This is a genomic window from Leyella lascolaii, from assembly GCF_900079775.1.
Taxonomy (GTDB): Bacteria; Bacteroidota; Bacteroidia; order Bacteroidales; family Bacteroidaceae; genus Prevotella; species Prevotella lascolaii.
Map to the genome: position 1 here is coordinate 170,189 of NZ_LT556035.1, position 23,375 is coordinate 193,563.

Consider the following 23,375-nt stretch of genomic DNA (forward strand, 5'->3'; position numbering starts at 1 on the left):
TTATCCATTCTTCTTTACAAGTAATTTGTCAATACGGGCACCGTCCATATCAACTATTTCAAAACTGAACATCTTCCAATCGAACTGTTCCCCACAAACAGGGATATGTTCCAATGTACTGATGCATAATCCCGCTACGGTCTTATAATCCTCATTCTCGTACTGCTCCTCCTCATTGAAATATTTAAGGAAGTCAAACATCGGACATTGTCCGTCAACCAGCCATCCGTCACCGTTGGCACGTGGCACGATCTGCTGCTCACTGTCATGCTCGCCGGGCATATTTCCGACAAGACCTTCAAGTATGTCTTTCAGTGTAATCACTCCGACACACGAGCCGAACTCGTCACAGACAAGGGCGAAAGCCGTATGCTGTGATTTCATCAGTTCCAAAGCCTTATACACATCCATGTTCTCATATATGAATGTCGGTTCTGAAATGATATTGTCAAGATTGAAATCCGGTTTGTCAAGAGCGAAAAACAGTTTTTTCAAAGAAACGACTCCCTTGACATGATCCAGGTCTCCCTCTGCAACAGGATATACGGCAAACATGTCATCTGCAATTATTTTCTTAACCTGCTCGGATGTCATGGTGTTGTTCAGCCACACCATGTCATTCCTCGGAGTCATGATGGCATCCACCTCAAGGTCACCAAGCAAAAACACTCTCTCAACAATGTCATGCTCAACAGGCTGTACCTCTCCGTCTTCCGTCCCCTCTTTCACTATTGATTTTATCTCTTCCTCCGTAACTTTAGACTCCTTGCTCTTGAGTCCCAATACGCGGAACAGAAACGCAGTGCTGCCTGAAAGCAGCCATACAAACGGTGACGCGATACGCGAGAGCATATACATCGGACGGGCAACGACTTTTGCCACATTCTCCGCCATGCACAGACCGATACGCTTTGGCAGGAGTTCACCGAATATAAGTGTGAGATATGTCACAAGGATAACTATTAAAGTCTGTGCGACAGCCGGAGCATAACCCGGTGACATGCCTAAAGATATGAACCATTCTTTAACTATCAGTGCAATCTGATTTCCCGAGTATATACCTGTCAGAATGCCAATCAGAGTTATGCCAATCTGTATGGTGGAAAGAAATCTGTCGGGTTGCTCCGCAAGCTGTAAAGCCATCTCAGCCGAGCGGTTGCCTTTTTTCGAATCAGCACCAAGTTTCGACTTACGGGCAGATATCAGAGCAATCTCCGACATTGCAAAAATTCCGTTCAAAATAATCAGTCCGATAATAATAAACACTTCACTCATATTTCTATAACTTCTTTTTCAATATATATTCTGATTTAAATTCAGCTTGTTCCTGCGTGTTATGACATAGATCACAACCGGTGCCCCCATAAGCGGTGTGATTGCATTTAGCGGAATGACGCCCCTGTTTCCTGGAAGATTGCACACAAAATTACAAACAAGAGCCATCAGGCTTCCTGTCAATACCGTCGCGGGCAAAATCCGCCTGTAATCATCGGTGCGCATAAGAATGCGTGATATGTGCGGCACTGACAGCCCGATAAAGGCTATAGGTCCGCAAAAAGCCGTAGAGACAGCAACAAGCACTCCGGTAATTAATAATACAACATTACGCAATCTCATTGTATTGATGCCAAGATTCTCCGCATATTCGTCTCCAAGCATAAAAACATTGAGAGGCTTTATCAATAGCGCAGAAGAGATTACGGACAGTATTATTATAATGGAGAATATTGGCATATAGCCGGAAGAGACACTGCTGAAGTTGCCCATGCCCCACACCACATACGACTTTACACCTTCTTCTGTTGCAAAGAAATTCAGCATAGTGATGGCAGACGAAGCAATATATCCTATCATTATGCCTATGATAACAAGCAATATGCTGTTTCTTACTTTAGATGAAACAAACAAGATGATAAATGTCACGAGCGCGGCGCCAAGAAAAGCCGCAAGAGAAACAGCCATAAAACCGGACAGGCTGAATGAGGAAGTCACTATGCTGCCGCCAAACAAAAGTGTCACGACAGCGACACCCAATCCGGCACCGCTACTTATTCCGAAGACAGACGGGTCTGCCAATGGATTGCGGAAAACTGTCTGAAGCAGCAATCCGCTTAAAGAAAGCGCCGCCCCACACAAGATTGCGGTAATCGCCTGAGGCAAACGAGACTCCATGACAATGAATCTCCAGCTGGACTTCACATCCTCTTTACCAATTAAAATGTCACAGACCTCCCCGGCAGGAATGTTCACAGATCCTATAAAAAGGTTAACGGCAAGCATTACCATTATACCGGTAACCAATAAAAGAACCGACAAATTGTTTCCCTTCATACCTCGTTCGTCAAAGTTTTGAAAGGATAGCAATTAACTGAATCGGGATGTCATCTTTCATATTTATATATAGAACAGTTTAAATATTATTGACAAATCAGAACAGTAAACCATAAATAACAGACAGCACGAACTGATGTCATAATTTCAGGGCTTTCAGAATGCGGGTTATCTTTTGCAACGTGGTAAGACGTGTCGGCACAAGCGGCAGCCTTAACACGTTCTCTATAAATCCCATCTCATGAAGAAGGGCTTTCACGCCCGCAGGGTTGCCGTCAACAAAAAGCAACGAGTAAAGTTCCGTAAAGCTGTGGTGTATCTTTCTGGCTGGCTCATATTCGCCCTTGAACTCCAACCTTATCATTCTGGAGAACTCCTTGGGCAGTGCGTTGCCGATAACGGATATCGCACCTGCCGCACCGCTCGCCACCATGGAAAATGTAAGGGCGTCGTCGCCACTCAGGACATCAAAATCGGAAGGTTTGTTTTTTATTATCTCGTCAACCTGCTCCAGATTTCCCGACGCTTCCTTTATCGCCACAATGTTTTTGCTGTCGTTGGCAAGCCGGACGGTGGTTTCCGGCTTCATGTTCACGCCTGTACGTCCCGGTACATTATAGAGAACAACAGGTAACGGACTTGCTTCCGCAATAGCCATAAAATGACGGTACAGTCCCTCCTGCGACGGTTTGTTGTAATACGGGCACACACTTAAAATTCCATCGACTCCGGTAAGGTCCATCGTCTTAAGATCCTCGACAACAGCCTTGGTGTTATATCCGCCACAACCCATTAATATCGGGACACGTTTAGCGTTTATATCTATAATAAAGTCCTTTATTGTCTGTTTTTCCTCCTTCGACAGGCAAGGAGCCTCACTTGTTGTTGCAAGAATGCACAGGAAATCCGCTCCATTCTGTATCTGATATTCCACCAGTCTTTTCAACGAAGTGTAATCAACATCACCGTTCTCTTTAAAAGGTGTTATTAAGGCAACTCCTAAACCTTTGAAGATATTTCGTGCCATATTTTTATATACTTTCGATTTATCTGCAAAGATACTATATAAAAACGAAACCTTGAAACCGATTTAATAAAAAAATTATAAATGATAAATATCGCCACGCCATCGGTTACTTATATGCGTAACCGGCTTCCGGCGGAACTCCGCCACCATGTGCATTTCGCGTACATATGCGGCATCAGGAAAAACACAAACGCCATATCCATGTAAGACCAAGCCTGATATAGAAAAGGGGATTATATCAGTCCGCTGACATAATCCCCTTTATTTAAATTCGAATTGATTTATTTCTTGAAATAATCTTTCACATCCTCATTAGGTATCATACGCTCATCAAAAACATACGCACCTGTCTTGGGACTCTTTACCATCTTTATAACCTTTGTATATGCACGCCCGTCCGTAGAACCTTCATGGAGGGTCGCAACCGCTTTCTTTGCCATATCTTAATTATATTATTTTATCTCTTTGTGAAGAGTCATCTTCTTCAGGATAGGATTATACTTCATTAATTCCATACGGTCTGGAGTATTCTTGCGGTTTTTGGTAGTCACATAGCGACTTGTACCGGGCATACCGCTCTCCTTCATTTCAGTACATTCAAGTATCACCTGAACTCTGTTGCCTTTTGCTTTCTTTGATGCCATCTGATTAATCTCCTATAACTTTTATATCACTCCAGTCACAATATCCCTTAGCAACAGCCTGTTTAAGAGCGGCATCAAGTCCGACTTTATTGATAAGACGCAATCCGGCTGCACTAATCTTCAGGCTTATCCAACAGTTCTCTTCTACATAGAAGAACTTCTTCTTAAATAAGTTTACATCGAAAGTACGTTTCGTACGATGCTTTGAATGTGAAACATTATTTCCTATCTGGGCTTTCTTCCCAGTAATCTGACAAATTTTCGACATTGCTGATTTGCTTTTTTTGTTTCTTTTGATACCTATTCCAAACAGCTTGCAAAATTATTATTTTTTTTATAATCAGCCAAATATTTACATGAATAAAACAGTATATTTAAGTTATTTTTTCATTTTCACTTGCGCAAACATTCTGTACGAGGTATTCTCGTACCTACCGTACCACTCTACCAATCATCAGTCCACATATTCATTATGATTCGTGGCTTCACATACAGAAAACAGGTAAATGCGCTCTGGCGAGAAAGAATCCCAATGAAATCCAGCCCCAAAATTACGGATGCCTTTCTACAAATGCCGCTCTATGGCATAAACCGGAATCGGGAATCACCGGCAGATATTCATACAGTACGGATATGTCACGCCTTTTTCAGGGCGAATATTCCAACATGACCGGAAGTAAAAAATATTGACAAAATATTTTCATAAAACAGAAACGGCGGAGGCACAAATACAGTACTATAATCACGCCCGGTCCTCTCATTATTTCATCATATCGCCAATAATACATCATGACACGCATCCGCCATTTCCACTTTTTTACTGTTCGTTTCCACAGTTTATGTCATCATGCACCTTGCGGAATGCAAATCACGACATCGAAAAGCCTTTGTCATACTCCCATAAAGCCTTTCCTGTATGCCGATACGGGCTTTTCCGCACGCTGAAAAAGCCTTTTCCACATATTATAGAAAACCATATTGGAAAGTTATCAGCGCAACATACTGATATCTAAGACATTATTGTTCCAGCCAAAAAATCGCGCATACCGTGGCTGATTATTTACAGTTTGCCTTTGAGCGAATCTCAGCGACTTAACGCTACATTAATTATCCGCATTTCTCAACCGTATATCGGAATATTCACTTAAATTAGAATAGGCAGATATAGAGTCTGTCACGCATTTGCACTTAAGCTAATACTCTCCTCCACTCTACCACACCGCAGCCGTCGTCTTGTCTTCCACTTCTTATCGGTACGGTTAAATTTCGCCATCAATAAAAAAGGGCAACAACGTGCCGGAGGTCTTCATGAAACACGGATGAAGTCTGACGAATGATTCGGAATAAAAGCAGGAAACCGGCATATTGTTAGAAGCCAGAATTTTTTGTCACCTTACAGCCCACAGTCTCCATCTGCCTCATCAACATGGCGAACCACATCTATAAAAGCATGGAAACAAAGAGGACTGCAAAGTGACAAAGAAAAGAACAAGTGCACTTCACATGAGGCACCGTAAATATGCCGGAAAAACAATGCAGATGAGTCGGAGCAGGATAGCTGAAAACAAATCAGTCTTTCTCCTCAAACAAGTCTTTATTGTCTTCCATATACTTCAGGAACAGCTGAAGCGCCTTGCTTGTAGCTATCGCAAGGTTTATGTCACGTCCATAGTCTTCCTCCAGTTTCATTGTGACTATGTTATCCTTGTTACCACAAGCAATCCATATCGTACCTACAGGAATATCGTGTGTCCCGCCTCCAGGTCCGGCTACGCCTGTCGTCGATATTGCAAAATCGACATTCAACGTATTTAGCGCGCCTTTAACCATCGCTATTGCGACCTCCTCGCAAACAGCTGTCTTTTCCTCCAACAACCGGGAATCCACACCAAGGACATTCTCCTTGACATCATTCGTGTATGATATTATTCCTCCTTTGAAATAAGCTGAAGCTCCGGGAACCGATATAATCGCTTCCGCTATGCGTCCACCTGTACAGCTCTCCGCCGTACCCAATGTCAAGCCAGACTCATAAAGATATTGCTGAATCTCCCTGCTCAATACTTTTTTCTCAAATTCCATAATATGTTGTTTATTGAAATGTTACCTTACTAAAAGCCGGCTTGTCTATTGAACAAAATTCCTTGTCCAGATATTTATAATATCCTACAATGCCTATCATTGCCGCATTATCAGTTGTATAGCTGAATTTCGGGATGTAGATATTCCAACCATATTTCTCCGCATGTTCATGGAAAGCGTTTCTTAATCCGTTGTTAGCGGACACTCCACCAGCCACGGCAACATGCTTGATTCCTGTTTCCTTGACTGCCATGCGCAGTTTCTTCATCAGGATGTCAACGATTGTGTATTCTAAACTTGCGGCAAGGTTCTCCTTGTTTTTTTCTATAAAATCAGGATCTTCGGCTATCCATTTCTTCAAACTGTACAGGAAGGATGTCTTCAAGCCGCTGAAGCTGTAATCGAGACCTTTTATATGCGGCTCTGAAAACTTGAATGACGTAGGATCGCCCTTTCTTGCCAGTCTGTCGATTATCGGACCGCCAGGATACCCCAACCCCATGACTTTGGAACATTTGTCTATAGCCTCACCGGCAGCATCGTCTATTGTCTGCCCGAGAACCTCCATGTCGTTATATGCATTGACCTTCACAATCTGAGAGTTTCCTCCACTTACCAGCAGGCATAAAAACGGAAACGGGGGATGAGTCTCGTCCTGAGGATTCTCTTTTATGAAGTGTGCCATCACATGTCCTTGCAGGTGATTGACGTCAATGAGAGGAATTCCCAGACTTCGGGCGAGCCCTTTCGTAAAGCTGACACCTACAAGCAAAGAGCCCATAAGGCCCGGACCGCGTGTGAATGCGATGGCGGACAGTTGTTCTTTGGACACATTTGCGCGTACCAAAGCCTGGTTTACCACAGGTACGACATTCTGCATGTGGGCTCTTGAAGCAAGCTCGGGTACAACGCCTCCGTACTCTTCATGAACATTTTGCGATGCCGTAACGTTGCTCAGCAGCACATCGTTACGCAATACAGCCGCTGAGGTATCGTCGCAACTGCTCTCTATACCTAATATATATATATCGTTACTCATCTTCTGATTATATTAATGAATGTATGTCTTTTATTTTGTCAATATCTCAACACCGTGTTCCGTCATGACAAATGTATGTTCCCATTGGGCACTCGGCAACTCATCACCGGTGATGACCTCCCAGCCGTATTCGTCGTCAGCATCTATAAAGACCTTCCATGTGCCCATGTTAACCATCGGTTCTATTGTGAACACCATTCCCGGAACAAGCAGCATGCCCTGACCGATATGTCCAACATGCATCACATCCGGCTTCTCATGAAATTTCAGTCCTACTCCATGACCGCATAAATCACGTACTATTCCATAATGATACTTGTCGGCATGCTTCTTTATCGCATGTCCTATGTCTCCCACAAATCCATATGGTTTTGCAGCCTCAGCCCCTATCTCCAGACATTCTTTTGCCACACGGACAAGCTGTTCCTTTTCCGGAGATGTCTTTCCAATTATGAACATACGCGATGCGTCAGCGTAATATCCGTTATAAATCGTGGTAAAGTCAACATTTATTATATCCCCCTCCTGCAACACATCTTCTTCTTTGGGAATGCCATGACATACCACCTCGTTAATGCTTGTACATACACTCTTAGGAAAACCTTCATATCCCAAGCATGCCGGGACGCCTCCGTGAGACACACAATAATCATAGCATATCTTGTCAATCTCAAGAGTACTCATTCCCGCATGAATGTTCTTGGCGACCTCATCCAAAACACCGGTATTTATAACTCCGCTTTGTCGGATACCTTCTATTTGTTCCGGTGTCTTTATCAAGTCTCTTGACGGAACTTCCTTGCCCTTGTTCTCCCAATACATCACTTTCTTGTCAAGTTCTGTCGGTTCCTGTCCGGGCAAACAGTGCCATATTTTTTTCTTACCAAATACCATACCTGTTACAAATAATATTAATCAAACAAATTAAGTCTATTATGTCTTGCGTCATCGATAGACATATTATTGCATGTGTTACGGTTTTCGTATTCCTCACGCAATTTCATATACTTATCATTCAAGTCTTTTATAAATCTGTTCTTTTTCTCATCATTAAACAGATTCGACAAATACACCGGGTTCTGTGATGCGTCGTGAACCCAGACCACCGATCCTTTGTATATAGGTGCTATTTTTATAGCTACATACAATTCGTTGGTTGCGGCTCCACCAATAAGAAGAGGAACCCGTACGTCGTATTTGTTCAGTTCGTTGACCACATTCCGCATCTCTTCAAGGCTTGGAGTAATCAAACCGCTGAGACCTACAGCATCAACGTTATCTTCTTTGGCTTTTTTCGCTATTCTGTCGGCAGGCACCATAACGCCCAGATCAACTACATCATAATTATTGCAGGTCAAAACCAAAGATGCTATGTTTTTACCTATATCATGGACATCGCCTTTCACTGTCGCCAACAGGACCTTTCCTGATTTCCTCGATTGTTCCGATCCGCTTTTCTCAAGATAAGGACGCAAAACCGAGACAGCCTTTTTCATTGTTCTGGCAGTTTTTATCACCTGAGGAAGAAACATCTTACCGCTTGCAAAACGTTCTCCCACGACATTCATACCTTCCAACAACGGTCCTTCTATTATATCAATGGCTTTGTCATATTTCTCCATAGCCTCGGTCAGATCATCATTCAGATAATCTGATATTCCTTTTGTCATGGCATACACCAGACGGGAGTTTACATCGCCTGTTCTCCATTCCGGCACACTCGCTTTGTCTTTCCCATCGCATGTTCCTTGCTTCAACGCATTTGCCCCAGCAATGTTCTCTGCCAAGCCTATCAGCCTGTCTGCCGCCCCATCGCGTCTGTTTAATATGACATCCTCAAATATCTCCAGATGCTCCGGCAGGATATCAGAGTATGTGATATTGGCAGACGGGTTCATAATGCATAAATCCAGACCGTTATTTATGGCATGGTATAAAAATGCGGCGTGCATTGCCTCCCTTATATAATTATTGCCACGGAAAGAGAATGACAGGTTACTTATTCCTCCACACACATGGCTTCCTGGCAGATTCTCACGTATCCATTTGGTTGCCCTTATGAAATCTACCGCATAATTGTCGTGCTCCGGCATTCCGGTACCAATCGTAAGGACGTTGGGGTCAAATATAATATCATACGGAGACATCTTCACCTTGTCTACAAGAAGACGGTAAGCCCGAGCGGCAATATCTATTTTGCGCTTGTATCCGGTTGCCTGTCCTTCTTCATCAAAGCACATTACGATTACAGCCGCACCATATTTCTTCGCTTCAATTGCCCGTCTGACAAATTTTGTCTCACCGTCTTTCAATGAAATAGAATTGACAATACTCTTTCCTTGAACGCACCTCAACCCAGCCTTTATAACATCCCAGTTGGATGAGTCTATCATAACGGGGACTTTTGCAATATCCGGCTCTGTCGCTATCAGATTAAGAAACGTTGTCATCTCAGCAGAGGCGTCCAATAAAGCATCATCCATATTGACATCAATCACAAGCGCGCCGTCCGCCACTTGTTTCCTTGCTATATTCAAAGCCTCATCATAATTCTTTTCCTTTATAAGCCTCAGAAACTTACGCGAGCCGGAAACATTGCAGCGTTCTCCCACATTAATGAACTTAACCTCATTGTTAAGCTCCAGACGATCAAGACCGCTCAGAATAAGATTATTACAGGGCGGTGCCGGAATATGGGGTTTATGACCTTTCACGACAGATGCGATTTCTGAGATATAAGCATCTGTCGTACCACAACACCCACCTACAATATTCACGATTTCATCATCTACCAGTTCGGAAATCTCCAATGCCATATTCTCAGGTGTGTCGTCATAATTACCAAAACTGTCCGGTATACCGGCATTGGGATGCATACTTATATAATAAGGTGAACGTCTTGCTAAATCCCGGACATACGGTTTCATTTGTCCGGCTCCAAAAGAACAGTTCACACCTACAGAAAATATAGGAAACGTACTTATGCTTGCCAAGAATGCGTCAAGCGTCTGTCCGCTCAGAGTCCTTCCTCCAAGATCGTTGATTGTCACACTTAACATAATAGGAAGACGGCAGGACGATTTGTCCATTGTGTCTACAGCGGCAGCGATTGCGGCTTTAGCGTTTAGCGTATCAAATATCGTTTCTATCAGAATCGCATCCACACCGCCTTCAATCAAAGCATCAATCTGACTGGAATAAGCATCGAACAGTTCGTCATATGTAATGTTTCTTGCCGCCGGATTGTCGGCATCAGGACTTATTGAGCACGTCTTATTGGTCGGACCGACCGAACCTGCGACAAACCGTGTCTTATCTTGTGTGGAGTATTTGTCTGCCATCGCTCTCGCAATTCTCGCTCCCTCGTATGCCATTTCCTGCGCATCAGCCTGCAAATGATAATCTTCTTGCGAAATGACCTGACTATTGAATGTGTTGGTTGTAATTATATCAGCACCTGCATCCAGATATCTTCTGTGGATATCGGATATTATGTCAGGACGTGTTATGTTGAGCATGTCATTATTGCCTTTCATTATTCCGGGCACATTCACGAAACGGCTGCCACGGAAATCATGCTCTTCAAGCGAATAGCTCTGAATCATCGTACCCATAGCACCGTCCAAAACCAGAATCCGATCTTTAATGACATCCTCTATATTCATAATCAATAATTTTTCATTGCACGATCCATTTCCCTGCGATCTTCCTTTTCTTTCAAGGTCTGACGCTTATCATATTCCTTCTTTCCCTTACAAAGCGCGATATCAACTTTAGCCCGTCCGTTCCCGTCTATGAAGACAAGTATGGGGATTATGGTGAATCCTGTCTGCTTTGTAGCACTTTGCAGTTTGTATATTTCCTTCTTATTCAACAGAAGTTTTCTGTCACGCTTACTGTCATGATTATTATACGAGCCATAAAAATATGGTGAAATGTTCATGCCTTTGATCCATATCTCACCGTTGTTTATATAACAGAACGTATCAACAAGACTTGCCTTACCCAAACGAATGGATTTTATTTCCGTACCGGTAAGTACAATTCCAGCTGTATATATATCAATAAAGAAATACTCAAATGCTGCTTTCTTGTTTCTTATATTTACAGGACTTTTCTTCCTTATAAGTTCATCTTCCTTGTTCATCTGACAGTTCTTTCCCTTTATCTTTCTATTTTTGCGAAATCATTTATATGCACGTCCACATACATGGCAATCTGTTCTGTCCATTCTTCCTCATGTTCAACAAAGTCATCATCCAAATCATCGAACGCGGGAAACCGTTCAAACAGTGCCATAAATTCCTCGTCCGTACAGTCCTTTTCCAATTCGTCCTTATGTTCAAAATACAGGGCTCTCCCACTATAAACAAGTTTCGACAAGTCTCTAAGTCCCCATAGCTTCAGCACTTTTGCGAAAGGATTCTGAAAAATAAAGCCTCCGTACCCGTTATGTATGAGCTGGACGAAACCTCCATCCATAACTTCCTCATGAAGGATGTCGTATGCCAGCAATGTTATCTGGTTAACATTGAGTTCCACCATGTTCTCTGCATTCAACTCACCACCGACAGAATCCTTTATTGATTTTACAAACAATGAAAGGAAACTGTCCATTCCTTCATTTGCAGCAGAAACGATGTCTGTTTCTCTTATAACGACTTCTTTCATGACGATATGATTTTCTACATATGAATTATAACTGTTATTTTGCAAAGTTACAACAAAAATGTCAATAAAGCAGAAACTATATGCAAAAAGAGCGGACTACATTTCCATCTACAATACATATAAGTGAATGTTTCCATAAAGACAGATTCCGCCTTGGTTGAGACGGCCAAGACACCGGCACCTTAGAAGAGCTACCTTCTGCTTAATATTATTTGTGACATCATAACAGCACTGAGTCCGGCTGTCTCGGTACGCAAACGACTTCGTCCGAGTGACACAGGAGCATAGCCGTTTTCCATAGCCTGTCTCACCTCATCTATAGAAAAATCACCCTCCGGACCAATCATCACCGTAATGCGGTCTGACGTTTGAGGTCTTGAAATCTCTTCGAAAAAATCTTTCCGTGCTATTTCATTATAACAATGTGCTATATATTTCTGCCCGTCATCATTTCTTTTAACAAATTCCGAGAAATCCATCATCGGGTTGATTACCGGCTTCCATGGTTTGCGACTCTGCTTCATGGCAGATACTATTATCCTGTCAAGACGGTCAGTCCGCAACGTCCTGCGTTCAGAAAACCTGCAATTGAGAAACGTCACTTCATCAAATCCCACTTCAGTAGCTTTCTCCAACATCCATTCCATACGATCAGACATCTTCGTAGGAGCAATTGCCAGATGTATGTATCCGCTCCAGTCTTTGTTCTTTTCCACGGCCTCCTTTATCCTGTACATACAGTGCTTGGATGAGGCGACTGACACCTCCGCCGTAAAATAGTGTCCACACCCGTCCATGAGGAATATCTCGTCACCCTCCTTAAGCCTCAATACACGTATGGCATGTGTAGCCTCATCTGCCGGAAGTTCAGAAGAAAGCCCGGCATCGGGCACATAAAAATATCTTGTTTCCTTCACCTTGGTTTGTTTTCATTATTGTTTATCCTACGCTGACGCTCATCCCTCAACAACGAAGCCAGCTCGTAGTTTTCGTCAGTGATAGCCTTCTGCATTGCCTTATCAAGCATATCGTTGCTTATCGTGTTTATAGGAATAGGCATGTTTCCTGCGTTCTTGCGGTAGGCGACGCTCTGTCTGTACATCATTTCTTTTTCAATGTATAACGGGATATCGCTTATATACGACAAAAGCACAGCGTCGCTTGCTCTGATTGACATCGCGGCTCCGGTCCGGATATTATGCAACGATACGCTATACTGTCCGTCCACTATATCATCTATTACCATTTCCAAAGATGTTTTGACACTTACGTCTATAAGCTTCAGCAGTATCTCAGGAAGCAACCGGTCTGTCTGAACCGTTTTGCCTGTTCTTATACCAAGTTGAAATTCCGTATTCGAATCGCACACTATTGTTATCTGCCTGCTTTCAGACTCGTCGGTCAATACCACAAGACACACTTTATCTGTACCGACTATTCCCGAAATGCCTTTGTAGATTAATCTCGTCCTGTCCATCCGCTACTCAACAACAAAAATCATTCCGACCTGAACACTAATGCAAACAAGACACCGACAACAAGCGCGAATCCCGCAAATATGAGCCAGCAAGACTGCCAGTCACCCAACAAATAGGCACCCTGCCAAGTACAGTAACGGTTGACGACCTCACCGGCAGCAAGTGTACCGATTGTCGCTCCAAGACCGTTTGTCATAAGCATGAACAAGCCCTGTGCCGAAGCCTTTATAGAGTCATCGCACTTCTGGTCTACAAACATTGCACCGGAAACATTGAAGAAATCGAAAGCAACGCCATAAACTATGCATGAGAGCACAAAGAGTATCACTCCGGGCATAGCCGGATTGCCGAGCCCGAAGAAGCCGAAGCGCAACACCCATGCGAACATTGCTATAAGCATCACGGTCTTTATGCCGAAACGTTTCATGAAAAACGGTATCATCAATATACACAATGCCTCGCTGACCTGTGACAGAGATGTCAGCAGTGTGGCATTATTGGCGGCAAACGACATCCTTATCTCCTCAATCTCACTGCCCTTGAAACTTGTGATAAACGGTCCCGCAAAGCTGTTGGTCACCTGAAGAGACATGCCAAGAAGGGTCGAGAATATGAAAAACAATGCCATACGCCTCGACTTGAAAAGCCGGAAGGCGTCCAGTCCGAACGTTTCTATCAGCGACACCGACTTTTTCTTTACAATCCGGCACTGTGGCAGCGTCATGCAATATGCAAACAACACTATGCTCAACAATCCTGAGACAAGAAACTGCATATATGTGTACTGGAACTTATGCGCGTTCTCGTCCAGCGAGAAGAAGAAAGAGCCGTCATCCCATGTGGCACAATTGACAAACCACATTGAAACAATGAAACCTATAGTTCCGAACACTCTTATAGGCGGGAAATCCTTCACTGTGTCCATCCCGTGACTTTTCAGAAGATTGAATGCCGTCGTGTTCGACAGTGCGAGAGTAGGCATATAAAAAGCCACACTCAGTGTATACATCATTATGAAAGACGCCTTGTCGCTTATTTCATTACCGAATCCGGCAGACATACCCATATACCAGCACCCCATCATTGCCAAACCAGCCAGCAAGTGACAATATCCCAACAGTTTCTGAGGCTGTATGTATTTGTCACCAACAATCCCTATCAATGTCGGCATGAATATGGAAACAATTCCCTGTATGGCATAGAACCAGGAAATATGCGACCCGAGACCTGCCGTTCCGAGATAGTTTCCCATACAGGTCAGATATGCTCCCCACACAGCGAACTCCAAAAAGTTCATCACAACAAGCCTTACCTTCAAACTCATAGTCAAAAAATTTAAATCACAAACGCAAAGATAGCATAAAACTAAGATAAATACAACATAAACAAAAATAATTTTTCCTATTGTGAAACACTTTATTTTTCTATTTGAAATATGCCGATTACAAGACAACACACATATATAATATGTATAACATACACAGATTACATGTAAGCGGTGAATGTCACCCATGGTGTCTTTTTGCCCTTTGAAATAACCGCTACACCTGCAAAAAGCTGAATACAAGATGACGGCAGCAGTGCGGAAGAGGGATGAAGAGCCGACAATAAATCTTTAATGTAGAATCGGCGTTCTTATGACCGATTCAGAGTAAAGCACAAACAGTACAATCAAACGGAAAGAACGAATAAAACGACGCAAAAATTTTGTACTTAAACTTTATTGCTTTAACTTTGCAGACGTACACAAAAGGTGGTGCCAGACGGAATCATTCCGTCAATGGCTGAGATGATACACATTGCACCAGTACAGATAATGCTGACGCTGGGATTTTGGTAACATTATGTCTTTCATGCATTAACACATTAATGCATTTCTACTGATTCCATCTTACATGTACATTAATATATTACAAAAAACAACAGATGATGGAAAGATATATTTCAGCCCTTACCATTGCCGGTTCCGATTCGTCAGGCGGTGCCGGAATACAGGCAGACCTAAAGACCTTTTCCGCATTGGGCGTATATGGCGCGACTGCCATCACAGCAGTAACAGTACAGAACACCATGGGGGTGAAATACGTGCAGGCACTGCCTCCGCAAGTTGTTTATGACCAGATTGTCACCGTACTGGAAGACATAAACATAGATGCGGTAAAAATAGGAATGGTCAACGATGCCGCCACTCTCACCGCCATTGTCGACGCGTTGAAAAGGCACAGACCAAAATTCCTTGCAGTCGATCCGGTCATGGTATCGACGAGCGGATGCCCGCTTATACAACCCGACGCTCTGGATATAATAAAAGAGAGTCTGCTTCCATTGGCTGACATTGTGACTCCCAACATCCACGAAGCATTTGTCCTGGCTGGCAGAAAAACAAGTACCGGCGATGACAACATTTACAGCGAGATTGACGAGAATGCCGGGACTATAATGCATTCAGGCGTAAAGGCATTGCTGATAAAGGGAGGACACATTGACGGGAAAACGAAAAAAGACTGTCTGTACATTAAAGAGGACAACGACATAAGGCGTATATGCCTGTCATCAGAAACAGTAGAAACCGCCAACACCCATGGCACAGGATGCACTCTTTCGTCCGCAATCACTGCGTTTGCCGCACGTGGGATGAAGCTTGAGCAAGCTGTGAGGAATGCGAAAAAATACATCACGGAGGCTCTTAAGGCAGGTGCGGACATACATACCGGCAACGGACACGGTCCGGTAAATCATTTTTACAGACCTGAGGCATACATAACGGCAGACAAAGACATAAGAGTATCGTACGGAAGTGCTGGCATTAAGAGAAAAGCTTTCTCAGGCACAGCCTTCGGTCCTGCGCCTGTCAGCCTTCAGTTCATAACTCATTTCACAGAGAAATACTCTTACACCGACTCTGCGATGATGGCTCTTGAAGGCGGTTGCCGGTGGATCCAGCTGCGCATGAAAGACGCCGGTGAAAGCGAAATAGAGCGGACCGCTCTCAGGCTTATTCCGGAATGCAGGCGCAGAGGAGCCATATTCATAATAGACGACCATGTAGAGCTGGCTATAAAGACAGGTGCCGACGGTGTGCATCTCGGAAAGAACGACATGTCTGTCGCCGATGCGCGCAGGATGGCAGGTCCCGACTTCATAATAGGAGGCACAGCCAACACATTTGAAGACATACAGCGCATAGCCCGTGAAGGTGCCGACTATATCGGATGCGGACCGTTCAGATTCACCACAACCAAAAAGAATCTTGCACCGGTGCTTGGTGCGGACGGCTATGAGAACATTATTTCGCAGATGAGGAAAACCGGCATCAGCCTGCCGTTGGTGGCAATCGGAGGCATAACAATCGGTGACATTCCTGACCTTATGCAGACCGGAGTGTCAGGCATAGCTCTCAGCGGAAGCATATTACGCTCAGACCACCCTGTTGAAGAGATGAAGAACGTAATACGGAGACTGAACAATAAAACCACAGGCGAATGCCTATAAAACAATCGGAGAGCCTGCGTCCTATTAATAACAGACCTTTAATAAAAACCATAAATTAATGGAGAATAACATAAAAATAACCTATCCCGGTTCTGAGAAAGTCTATATCAAAGGCTCTCTCCATCCGGAAATCAAAGTCGGAATGCGTGTCGTAAAGCAGATGCCGACAGTATCGATAGAAAACGGGAAACGCATCGAGCGCAAAAATCCGTCAGTCTATATATACGACACAAGCGGACCATACAGCGATCCGAGCATAAAGACCGACGTGAGAAAAGGACTCCCACGCTTGCGCGAGCCATGGATTATGGAGCGCGGAGGCGTGGAACGTCTGAAGGAGATATCGTCCGAATATGGGCGTATGCGCCGTGATGACCGCTCGCTTGACAGCCTGCGCATTGAACACATCACCCTGCCGCTGAGGGCGAAGCGAGGATGCGAGATCAGCCAGATGTATTATGCCAGACAGGGTATTGTGACACCGGAAATGGAATATGTAGCCATCCGCGAGAACATGAACTGTGCCGAGCTTGGCATCAACACCCACATCACCCCGGAATTCGTACGCGACGAAGTCGCCGCAGGACGTGCCGTGATACCGGCAAACATCAATCATCCAGAATCCGAGCCGATGATTATAGGAACTAACTTTCTGGTGAAAATCAACACAAACATAGGCAACTCCGCCACAACCTCAGGCATAGAGGAGGAAGTGGAAAAAGCTGTATGGAGCTGTAAGTGGGGAGGCGACACGCTGATGGACCTGTCTACAGGAGCAAACATCCACGAAACACGTGAGTGGATAATACGCAACTGTCCTGTGCCGGTAGGCACCGTACCGATGTATCAGGCTATGGAGAAAGTCAAGGGGCATGCTGAGGAACTTACGTGGGAACTGTTCCGCGACACACTTGTAGAGCAGTGCGAGCAGGGGGTTGACTATTTCACGATTCACTGCGGAATACGTCTCCAGAACATACATCTTGCCGACAACCGCATGACAGGCATGGTAAGCCGCGGAGGAAGCATCATATCAAAATGGTGTCAGATGCATAATAAAGAGAGTTTCCTCTACGAGCACTTCGATGACATATGCGACTTATGCGCCCGGTATGACGTCGCCTTATCTCTTGGCGACGGACTGCGCCCCGGCAGCATATACGACGCCAACGACCGCGCGCAATTCGCCGAGCTCGACACTATGGGAGAACTCGTGGAGCGGGCATGGGCAAAGAACGTGCAGGCATTTATCGAAGGACCCGGACACGTGCCCATGCACAAGATTCAGGAGAACATGCAGCGGCAGATAGAGAAATGCCATAACGCACCGTTCTACACTCTCGGTCCCATCGTGACAGACATCGCTCCGGGCTACGACCACATAACAAGCGCTATAGGGGCAGCCCAGATAGGATGGCTCGGCACGGCAATGCTGTGCTACGTGACGCCGAAGGAGCATCTTGCCCTGCCCGACCGTGAGGATGTGCGCACCGGAGTGGTGACTTACAAACTTGCGGCACATGCCGCCGACATCGCCAAAATGCACCCCGGAGCGGTTGTACGCGACAACGCTCTGAGCAAGGCAAGATACGAGTTCAGATGGAAAGACCAGTTCAATCTGAGCCTCGACCCGGAACGCGCACTCGAATATTACAAGACGGCAAACCATGTGGGAGGCAAATACTGTACGATGTGCGGACCCGATTTCTGCGCGATGCGCATAAGCCAGACCATAAAGGAATGTGACGGGACAGGCGAGTAAATGACGGATAAACAGAACTATACATAAACAAAATACAGACAGAAATGATAGAAAAAAACGTTTCACATGGTATCATAAATACCTATTTTGAGAAATTGGAGAGAAATCTCGACATCGATGTCGCCATTGTCGGCGGAGGTCCTTCAGGCATTGTCGCCGCCTATTATCTCGCAAAGGCGGGGCTGAAGGTGGCGCAGTTCGACCGCAAACTGTCGCCAGGCGGCGGAATGTGGGGAGGAGCCATGATGTTCAACCAGATTGTAGTGCAGCAAGAGGCGATAGACATAGTGAAGGAGTTTGAGATAAACCACAGACCGTATGGTGACGGACTGTACGTAATGGATTCTGTAGAAAGCACCTCTGCGCTGCTCTACAAAGCGGTGCACGCCGGCGCGACAATATTCAACTGCTATTCGGTGGAGGATGTAGTGTTCAAGAACAATGTTGTCAGCGGTGTTGTGGTGAACTGGACTCCGGTGCTTCGCGAGGGGCTGCACGTAGATCCTCTGAACATCATGGCGAAATGCGTGATAGACGGAACGGGGCACGACAGCGAGATGTGCAAGACAGTAGCGCGCAAGAACGGAATCAGGCTTGCCACCGACACGGGCGATGTCATAGGCGAACGCTCTCTTGACGTTGTAGCCGGAGAGCAGGAAGTCGTAAACGGGACAAAAGAGATATATCCCGGACTTTATGTCTGCGGCATGGCTGCCTCAGCCGTCAGCGGCACTCCGCGCATGGGACCGATATTCGGGGGAATGCTCATGTCAGGAAAGAAAGTGGCTGAGCTCATTATCAAAAAACTGAAATAAGACGGACTGTACTCCGGCTCCGGCAGCACATGCCGGTGTCCGGAGTTTTTACGTAAAATCATTTTCACAATACATCAGATGCTTTGGATTGTTGTCACCTCCCCCTCTTTCTTCAGCGGCGAGGCTGGGTTTCTGCACCGGCTGATAGCATGCGGGGCGGATTATATACACCTTCGTAAACCCGGAGCCACAAAAGACGACTGCTCAAGACTGCTCGACAGGATGCACGGAGAGGACTTGAGACACATAATAACACATGACTTCTTTGAGCTTTCCGGGCAATACGGTCTGCACGGAATACACCTGAACTCACGTTGCAGTCACATACCGGAAGGCTATCACGGACACATAAGCAGGTCGTGCCACTCACTTGAAGATGTAGTGAAATACAAGCATGCCTGCGACTATGTTTTTCTGAGCCCCATATTCGACAGCATATCCAAACACGGATATGCATCAGCCTTTAACGACAACACCCTGAAAGACGCTTCCGCCAGAGGCATCATAGACAACAAGGTGGTAGCTCTCGGCGGCGTCACACCAGACAGGACAGACTACCTGAAGTCCCTTCACTTTGGCGGAGCCGCGATGCTGGGATGCGTGAACAGACTTGCCTGCCTGCCGGAAGACATACAGGAGGAAATGATGACGGATATCAGGAAAAGGATGAATGACATGTATATATAGGTGTAAAACACTTTATATGCATACTTTATGACGAGAAGGCAAGAGACGTACAGACCGTGACCGACTGTCTTCCGCACTGCCGCCGTCAACCTGTATTCCGCTTCTACCAGGTGCAGGCACCCACATCCCCAACAAAGGCGGAAAACAATCAGACCGGCATCAGCACGGAATACGAATGACGTATGGTGTCCGATTCAGATTGCAAATAAGATTTACGGTTTCCTTTTTTCATACACAAAACCGCATATATATTCATTTCCGAGGTAAAAAATTTTGACAACTGAAATTTGCGAAACAGAAAACAGCAAGCCGGTATAAAGGTGACAAACAGACATAAAAAACGGACATACAGTCCCACTTTCACACAACAGCATGTCCGTACTTTACATTCCGGAGTGCGGAAAAGCCTGTTTCACAATACGGAAAGCACCGTCCGGACATATGAAAGACACCTTATCGTGCCACCGGAAAGCCTTTTCGGCAATACGGAAAAGCCTTTCCTGGCAGACAGAGACAACCGTTTGTGAAGGACAAAACAGCTAAAACGCTGACCGACAGACACATGCGCAAACGTCTGAAAATCCGCGTATTTCCATCAGGGAATCACTTCGCGCTGAAAAACCGTCTTATTCTGAGGTTGGAACAGATATTCATGCGGCACGCAACACACATTTATGCATATTTATGCAGCATGATGATGTTGTTACGCACACACCCGTCTGGCACAGCTTTTACCCGTACAGCGCACCGCCACCAGGCAGACAACTCTCACTCTATATCCAAACATTCGCCCTCTCTGCCTATCTTCCAGAAATCCACTCCGCGCTCATCGGTGAATTCCTTCATGCGCCATGCTGACTCGAAGCCGCTTGCCACAAAATGCATAGGCACAAAAAGCCCCACCCCGAACCGTTCAATGAACTGTCTGCCGCCTCGCGTATATCCGTTGCCTATACGCCCGTCCACCGGAAACATAACAACGTCGAAACGGTCCGCAATCTTTCTTATATCCTTCAGCTCACCCAGAAACAGCCGCTCTTCTCTCACCGGATCAACCCCCTGACACATGTCAGCGCACTCCGGCTTTATGCCGCCGCCGTTCTCAGTGAGGAAACGCGCATACCAGTTGTTGAGGTCTCCGGCATGGAAAATACGCCTGCCCTCCGTCTCAACAATCCACGACACACCGCTGTCATTGCTTCCGGCAGCCGCGACACTGAGGTTGCGGTCGCGCCATGCCCCGCCCTTCGCAAGCCAAACATCGGCATCTCCGATGGATGCCCTGTGTCGTCTGAGTATGTCCTTTGAAAGGATGTATCTGACATCAGCCCCACCCTTTCTCCACGAGAATATCTCACGAGTGAAATGATCCTCATGAAAATGGCTTGCGAAGACATACAAAGGCTTGCCTGACGCAAGCAGGGCAGGCATGGCAGAGGCAGGATCCATCCAATAGTCGAATACCAATATGCAGCTGCGTGTCTCTACTGCGAAACCGCTATGGAATATATATGTCAGTCTCATCTTATTTACGTTTTATGTCATCATCGCGGCTTTCAAGCCGCAGCAAGAGCTTGCGCTCAGTTTGCCGGGCGCAGCTTGCATTATTTAAAGGCAATGCCAGCGAGGGCAAAGGGAGCTTGCTCACATTTTGCCGAGCGCAGCTTGCATTATTTAAAGGCAATGCCAGCGAGGGCAAAGGGAGCTTGCTCACGTTTTGCCGAGCGCAGCTTGACTTATTCAAAGGCAATGCCAGCGAGGGCAAAGGGAGCTTGCTCACATTTTGCCGAGCGCAGCTTGCATTATTAAAAAAGTACGCAATCTGCCGGCAAAGATATAGATAACATCCGAGAATTTTACAATATCGGTTGATTTTGAACGCCCGATTATGAAAAAAACAGTATACAACAGTCGTCCGCATCACAACCATCCGGCAGAAAGAACACATGCCGCGTGCCTACAGACTTTCTCCAGGCACAAAACCGCAAAGAACACATACCGGACAGTCTGTTGACATATAATGTCAAAAGGATGCATTTTACACACATGTTTTTAAGCAGATTAATTTTGTATTTAGAACAAAAATACATTACCTTTGCACCAAAAATAAACAGCGATGAAATCCAGAAGGAACATTCTTGTTATTGCGGCAATATGCATACTTATAATATGTGGAATCACATATTATTATTTCTTCTCGTCCATGTCCGCCAAGGACACTGCCGAATATGTCTACATCGACGCTGACGACGACCTGGACTCGGTGACAGTGAAACTGGAGAAAGTGGCAAAGCCTCATGCCATCTCCGCATTCAGACTGCTTGCCCGAAACAGCAGCTATGCAGCAAACATACGTACCGGACGCTATGCCGTAGAGCCGGGTGAGGGTGCGGCAGTGATATTCAGACGTCTGAAGAACGGCATGCAGACACCGGTCAACCTCACCATACCGTCGGTAAGGACGGTAGAAAGACTGTCAGCCATCCTGTCGGAGAAGCTTATGACAGACAGCGCATCGATATGCAAGGCTCTTAAAGACGAAAAGACATGCGAAGAACTGGGATTCGACACGACAACGGTGATATGCATGTTCATACCCAACACCTACGACATATACTGGAACACGAGTGCCGGAAACCTTCTGAAAAGAATGAAGAAGGAGTACGACAGATTCTGGGACGAGGAACGCATGGAAAGGGCGAAAAACATAGGAATGGACCCCATAGAGGTAATGACACTTGCAAGCATAGTGGACGAGGAAACAGCCAACGACGGGGAAAAGCCCATGGTTGCCGGCATGTACTGCAACAGACTGAGACTGCGCAACAGCGAATATCCGGAAGGAATGCCGCTACAGGCAGACCCTACCATCAAATTCGCGTGGAAAAGATTTGACCTGCGCAGGATATACAACAAACTGCTGAACATTGACAGCCCATATAACACTTACCGGCGCACCGGACTCCCGCCCGGACCTATAAGAATACCGTCGGTAGCGGGCATAGAGGCTGTGCTCAACCGCACACAGCACGACTATCTGTACATGTGCGCCAAAGAGGACTTCAGCGGCACTCACAACTTTGCACGCACATATGAAGAACATATGGCCAACGCACGAAGATATGCACAGGCTCTGAACAAAAGGGGGATAAAATAAACTGACAATCGCTGAAAGACGCTTTGCCGACGAAAAGGCGACAGCATGCCATAAAATTAAAAATGCAGACTTCTTCACAGGAGCCTGCATTTATTTCAATAGGTATTAGCCTTTCTCTTAAGGTAAAAAGATTGTATTCAGGATAACGAAACAAAGGTAACATAATTTTAGATAAGGTTAAAATCGACCA

21 protein-coding genes and 1 pseudogene are annotated in these 23,375 nt (G+C 45.4%); 6 read left to right on the plus strand and 16 right to left on the minus strand.

What is annotated here, in order from left to right; all coding sequences use genetic code 11:
* The 15 genes from BN4609_RS01880 to BN4609_RS01945 form a co-directional block, all read right to left on the minus strand.
* Positions 1-1,275, minus strand: coding sequence for a hemolysin family protein (locus BN4609_RS01880; protein ID WP_021994224.1), 1,275 nt, complete (start codon positions 1,273-1,275; stop codon positions 1-3).
* Positions 1,276-1,293: 18 nt separating this feature from the next.
* Positions 1,294-2,331: an iron chelate uptake ABC transporter family permease subunit gene (locus tag BN4609_RS01885; RefSeq protein ID WP_068855249.1), complete on the minus strand. Its 1,038-nt coding sequence runs from the start codon at positions 2,329-2,331 to the stop codon at positions 1,294-1,296.
* 139 nt (positions 2,332-2,470) lie between these two features.
* The gene (gene dapA / locus BN4609_RS01890; protein WP_021994226.1) at positions 2,471-3,358 is read right to left on the minus strand and encodes a 4-hydroxy-tetrahydrodipicolinate synthase; all 888 of its coding nucleotides are present in this window, start codon (positions 3,356-3,358) and stop codon (positions 2,471-2,473) included.
* A gap of 281 nt (positions 3,359-3,639) precedes the next feature.
* A complete protein-coding gene (locus tag BN4609_RS15530) occupies positions 3,640-3,798 on the minus strand; it encodes a DUF4295 domain-containing protein (RefSeq protein ID WP_021994228.1) in 159 nt (52 codons plus the stop codon).
* A 12-nt stretch (positions 3,799-3,810) separates the two neighbouring features.
* On the minus strand, positions 3,811-4,002 hold the full coding sequence (gene rpmG / locus BN4609_RS01895) for a 50S ribosomal protein L33 (protein WP_021994229.1): 192 nt from the start codon (positions 4,000-4,002) through the stop codon (positions 3,811-3,813).
* Positions 4,003-4,006: 4 nt separating this feature from the next.
* Complete coding sequence (gene rpmB, locus BN4609_RS01900; protein ID WP_021994230.1) at positions 4,007-4,270, minus strand: 50S ribosomal protein L28; 264 nt, start codon at positions 4,268-4,270, stop codon at positions 4,007-4,009.
* A 1,301-nt stretch (positions 4,271-5,571) separates the two neighbouring features.
* Positions 5,572-6,084, minus strand: coding sequence for a CinA family protein (locus BN4609_RS01905; protein ID WP_021994232.1), 513 nt, complete (start codon positions 6,082-6,084; stop codon positions 5,572-5,574).
* A gap of 10 nt (positions 6,085-6,094) precedes the next feature.
* Positions 6,095-7,123, minus strand: a complete 1,029-nt coding sequence (gene tsaD / locus BN4609_RS01910; RefSeq protein ID WP_068855102.1) for a tRNA (adenosine(37)-N6)-threonylcarbamoyltransferase complex transferase subunit TsaD — start codon at positions 7,121-7,123, stop codon at positions 6,095-6,097.
* Positions 7,124-7,153: 30 nt separating this feature from the next.
* Complete coding sequence (gene map / locus BN4609_RS01915; protein ID WP_021994234.1) at positions 7,154-8,017, minus strand: type I methionyl aminopeptidase; 864 nt, start codon at positions 8,015-8,017, stop codon at positions 7,154-7,156.
* 17 nt (positions 8,018-8,034) lie between these two features.
* Positions 8,035-10,788, minus strand: coding sequence for a methionine synthase (gene metH / locus BN4609_RS01920; protein ID WP_068855103.1), 2,754 nt, complete (start codon positions 10,786-10,788; stop codon positions 8,035-8,037).
* Between the two features lie 2 nt (positions 10,789-10,790).
* Entirely contained in the window at positions 10,791-11,270 is a 480-nt protein-coding gene (smpB, locus tag BN4609_RS01925; protein ID WP_021994236.1) for an SsrA-binding protein SmpB, read from the minus strand.
* 17 nt (positions 11,271-11,287) lie between these two features.
* Positions 11,288-11,794, minus strand: a complete 507-nt coding sequence (locus tag BN4609_RS01930; protein ID WP_068855104.1) for a DMP19 family protein — start codon at positions 11,792-11,794, stop codon at positions 11,288-11,290.
* Positions 11,795-11,985: 191 nt separating this feature from the next.
* Entirely contained in the window at positions 11,986-12,711 is a 726-nt protein-coding gene (locus tag BN4609_RS01935) for a 16S rRNA (uracil(1498)-N(3))-methyltransferase (RefSeq protein ID WP_068855105.1), read from the minus strand.
* Positions 12,708-13,271, minus strand: coding sequence for a bifunctional nuclease domain-containing protein (locus tag BN4609_RS01940; protein ID WP_068855106.1), 564 nt, complete (start codon positions 13,269-13,271; stop codon positions 12,708-12,710). Before BN4609_RS01940 ends, BN4609_RS01935 begins: the two co-directional genes overlap by 4 nt.
* 20 nt (positions 13,272-13,291) lie before the next feature.
* On the minus strand, positions 13,292-14,596 hold the full coding sequence (locus tag BN4609_RS01945; protein ID WP_021994240.1) for an MFS transporter: 1,305 nt from the start codon (positions 14,594-14,596) through the stop codon (positions 13,292-13,294).
* Between the two features lie 605 nt (positions 14,597-15,201).
* Between BN4609_RS01945 and thiD the strand changes: the two are divergent.
* From thiD to BN4609_RS01965, 5 genes and pseudogenes are all read left to right on the plus strand, one after another.
* Positions 15,202-16,029 (plus strand): annotated as a pseudogene (gene thiD / locus BN4609_RS15535) (bifunctional hydroxymethylpyrimidine kinase/phosphomethylpyrimidine kinase); the annotation flags it as partial.
* A 48-nt stretch (positions 16,030-16,077) separates the two neighbouring features.
* Positions 16,078-16,764, plus strand: a complete 687-nt coding sequence (locus BN4609_RS01950) for a thiamine phosphate synthase (RefSeq protein ID WP_084791336.1) — start codon at positions 16,078-16,080, stop codon at positions 16,762-16,764.
* 58 nt (positions 16,765-16,822) lie between these two features.
* Positions 16,823-18,526: a phosphomethylpyrimidine synthase ThiC gene (thiC, locus tag BN4609_RS01955; RefSeq protein WP_068855107.1), complete on the plus strand. Its 1,704-nt coding sequence runs from the start codon at positions 16,823-16,825 to the stop codon at positions 18,524-18,526.
* A gap of 44 nt (positions 18,527-18,570) precedes the next feature.
* Positions 18,571-19,341, plus strand: coding sequence for a sulfide-dependent adenosine diphosphate thiazole synthase (locus tag BN4609_RS01960; protein ID WP_021994243.1), 771 nt, complete (start codon positions 18,571-18,573; stop codon positions 19,339-19,341).
* 78 nt (positions 19,342-19,419) lie between these two features.
* Positions 19,420-20,028, plus strand: coding sequence for a thiamine phosphate synthase (locus BN4609_RS01965; protein WP_068855108.1), 609 nt, complete (start codon positions 19,420-19,422; stop codon positions 20,026-20,028).
* 768 nt (positions 20,029-20,796) lie between these two features.
* Here the strand turns inward: BN4609_RS01965 and BN4609_RS01975 are convergent.
* Positions 20,797-21,552: an MBL fold metallo-hydrolase gene (locus BN4609_RS01975; RefSeq protein WP_021994246.1), complete on the minus strand. Its 756-nt coding sequence runs from the start codon at positions 21,550-21,552 to the stop codon at positions 20,797-20,799.
* 592 nt (positions 21,553-22,144) lie between these two features.
* Between BN4609_RS01975 and mltG the strand changes: the two genes are divergently transcribed.
* Positions 22,145-23,185, plus strand: coding sequence for an endolytic transglycosylase MltG (mltG, locus tag BN4609_RS01980; protein ID WP_068855110.1), 1,041 nt, complete (start codon positions 22,145-22,147; stop codon positions 23,183-23,185).
* Positions 23,186-23,375: the final 190 nt, after the last annotated feature.

Coding starts and splice junctions, on each gene's coding strand:
- BN4609_RS01880 (WP_021994224.1), bottom strand. CDS start 1,275: ATGAGTGAAGTGTTTATTATTATCGGACTGATTATTTTGAACGGAATT.
- BN4609_RS01885 (WP_068855249.1), bottom strand. CDS start 2,331: ATGAAGGGAAACAATTTGTCGGTTCTTTTATTGGTTACCGGTATAATG.
- dapA (WP_021994226.1), bottom strand. CDS start 3,358: ATGGCACGAAATATCTTCAAAGGTTTAGGAGTTGCCTTAATAACACCT.
- BN4609_RS15530 (WP_021994228.1), bottom strand. CDS start 3,798: ATGGCAAAGAAAGCGGTTGCGACCCTCCATGAAGGTTCTACGGACGGG.
- rpmG (WP_021994229.1), bottom strand. CDS start 4,002: ATGGCATCAAAGAAAGCAAAAGGCAACAGAGTTCAGGTGATACTTGAA.
- rpmB (WP_021994230.1), bottom strand. CDS start 4,270: ATGTCGAAAATTTGTCAGATTACTGGGAAGAAAGCCCAGATAGGAAAT.
- BN4609_RS01905 (WP_021994232.1), bottom strand. CDS start 6,084: ATGGAATTTGAGAAAAAAGTATTGAGCAGGGAGATTCAGCAATATCTT.
- tsaD (WP_068855102.1), bottom strand. CDS start 7,123: ATGAGTAACGATATATATATATTAGGTATAGAGAGCAGTTGCGACGAT.
- map (WP_021994234.1), bottom strand. CDS start 8,017: ATGGTATTTGGTAAGAAAAAAATATGGCACTGTTTGCCCGGACAGGAA.
- metH (WP_068855103.1), bottom strand. CDS start 10,788: ATGAATATAGAGGATGTCATTAAAGATCGGATTCTGGTTTTGGACGGT.
- smpB (WP_021994236.1), bottom strand. CDS start 11,270: ATGAACAAGGAAGATGAACTTATAAGGAAGAAAAGTCCTGTAAATATA.
- BN4609_RS01930 (WP_068855104.1), bottom strand. CDS start 11,794: ATGAAAGAAGTCGTTATAAGAGAAACAGACATCGTTTCTGCTGCAAAT.
- BN4609_RS01940 (WP_068855106.1), bottom strand. CDS start 13,271: ATGGACAGGACGAGATTAATCTACAAAGGCATTTCGGGAATAGTCGGT.
- BN4609_RS01945 (WP_021994240.1), bottom strand. CDS start 14,596: ATGAGTTTGAAGGTAAGGCTTGTTGTGATGAACTTTTTGGAGTTCGCT.
- thiC (WP_068855107.1), top strand. CDS start 16,823: ATGGAGAATAACATAAAAATAACCTATCCCGGTTCTGAGAAAGTCTAT.
- BN4609_RS01960 (WP_021994243.1), top strand. CDS start 18,571: ATGATAGAAAAAAACGTTTCACATGGTATCATAAATACCTATTTTGAG.
- BN4609_RS01965 (WP_068855108.1), top strand. CDS start 19,420: ATGCTTTGGATTGTTGTCACCTCCCCCTCTTTCTTCAGCGGCGAGGCT.
- BN4609_RS01975 (WP_021994246.1), bottom strand. CDS start 21,552: ATGAGACTGACATATATATTCCATAGCGGTTTCGCAGTAGAGACACGC.
- mltG (WP_068855110.1), top strand. CDS start 22,145: ATGAAATCCAGAAGGAACATTCTTGTTATTGCGGCAATATGCATACTT.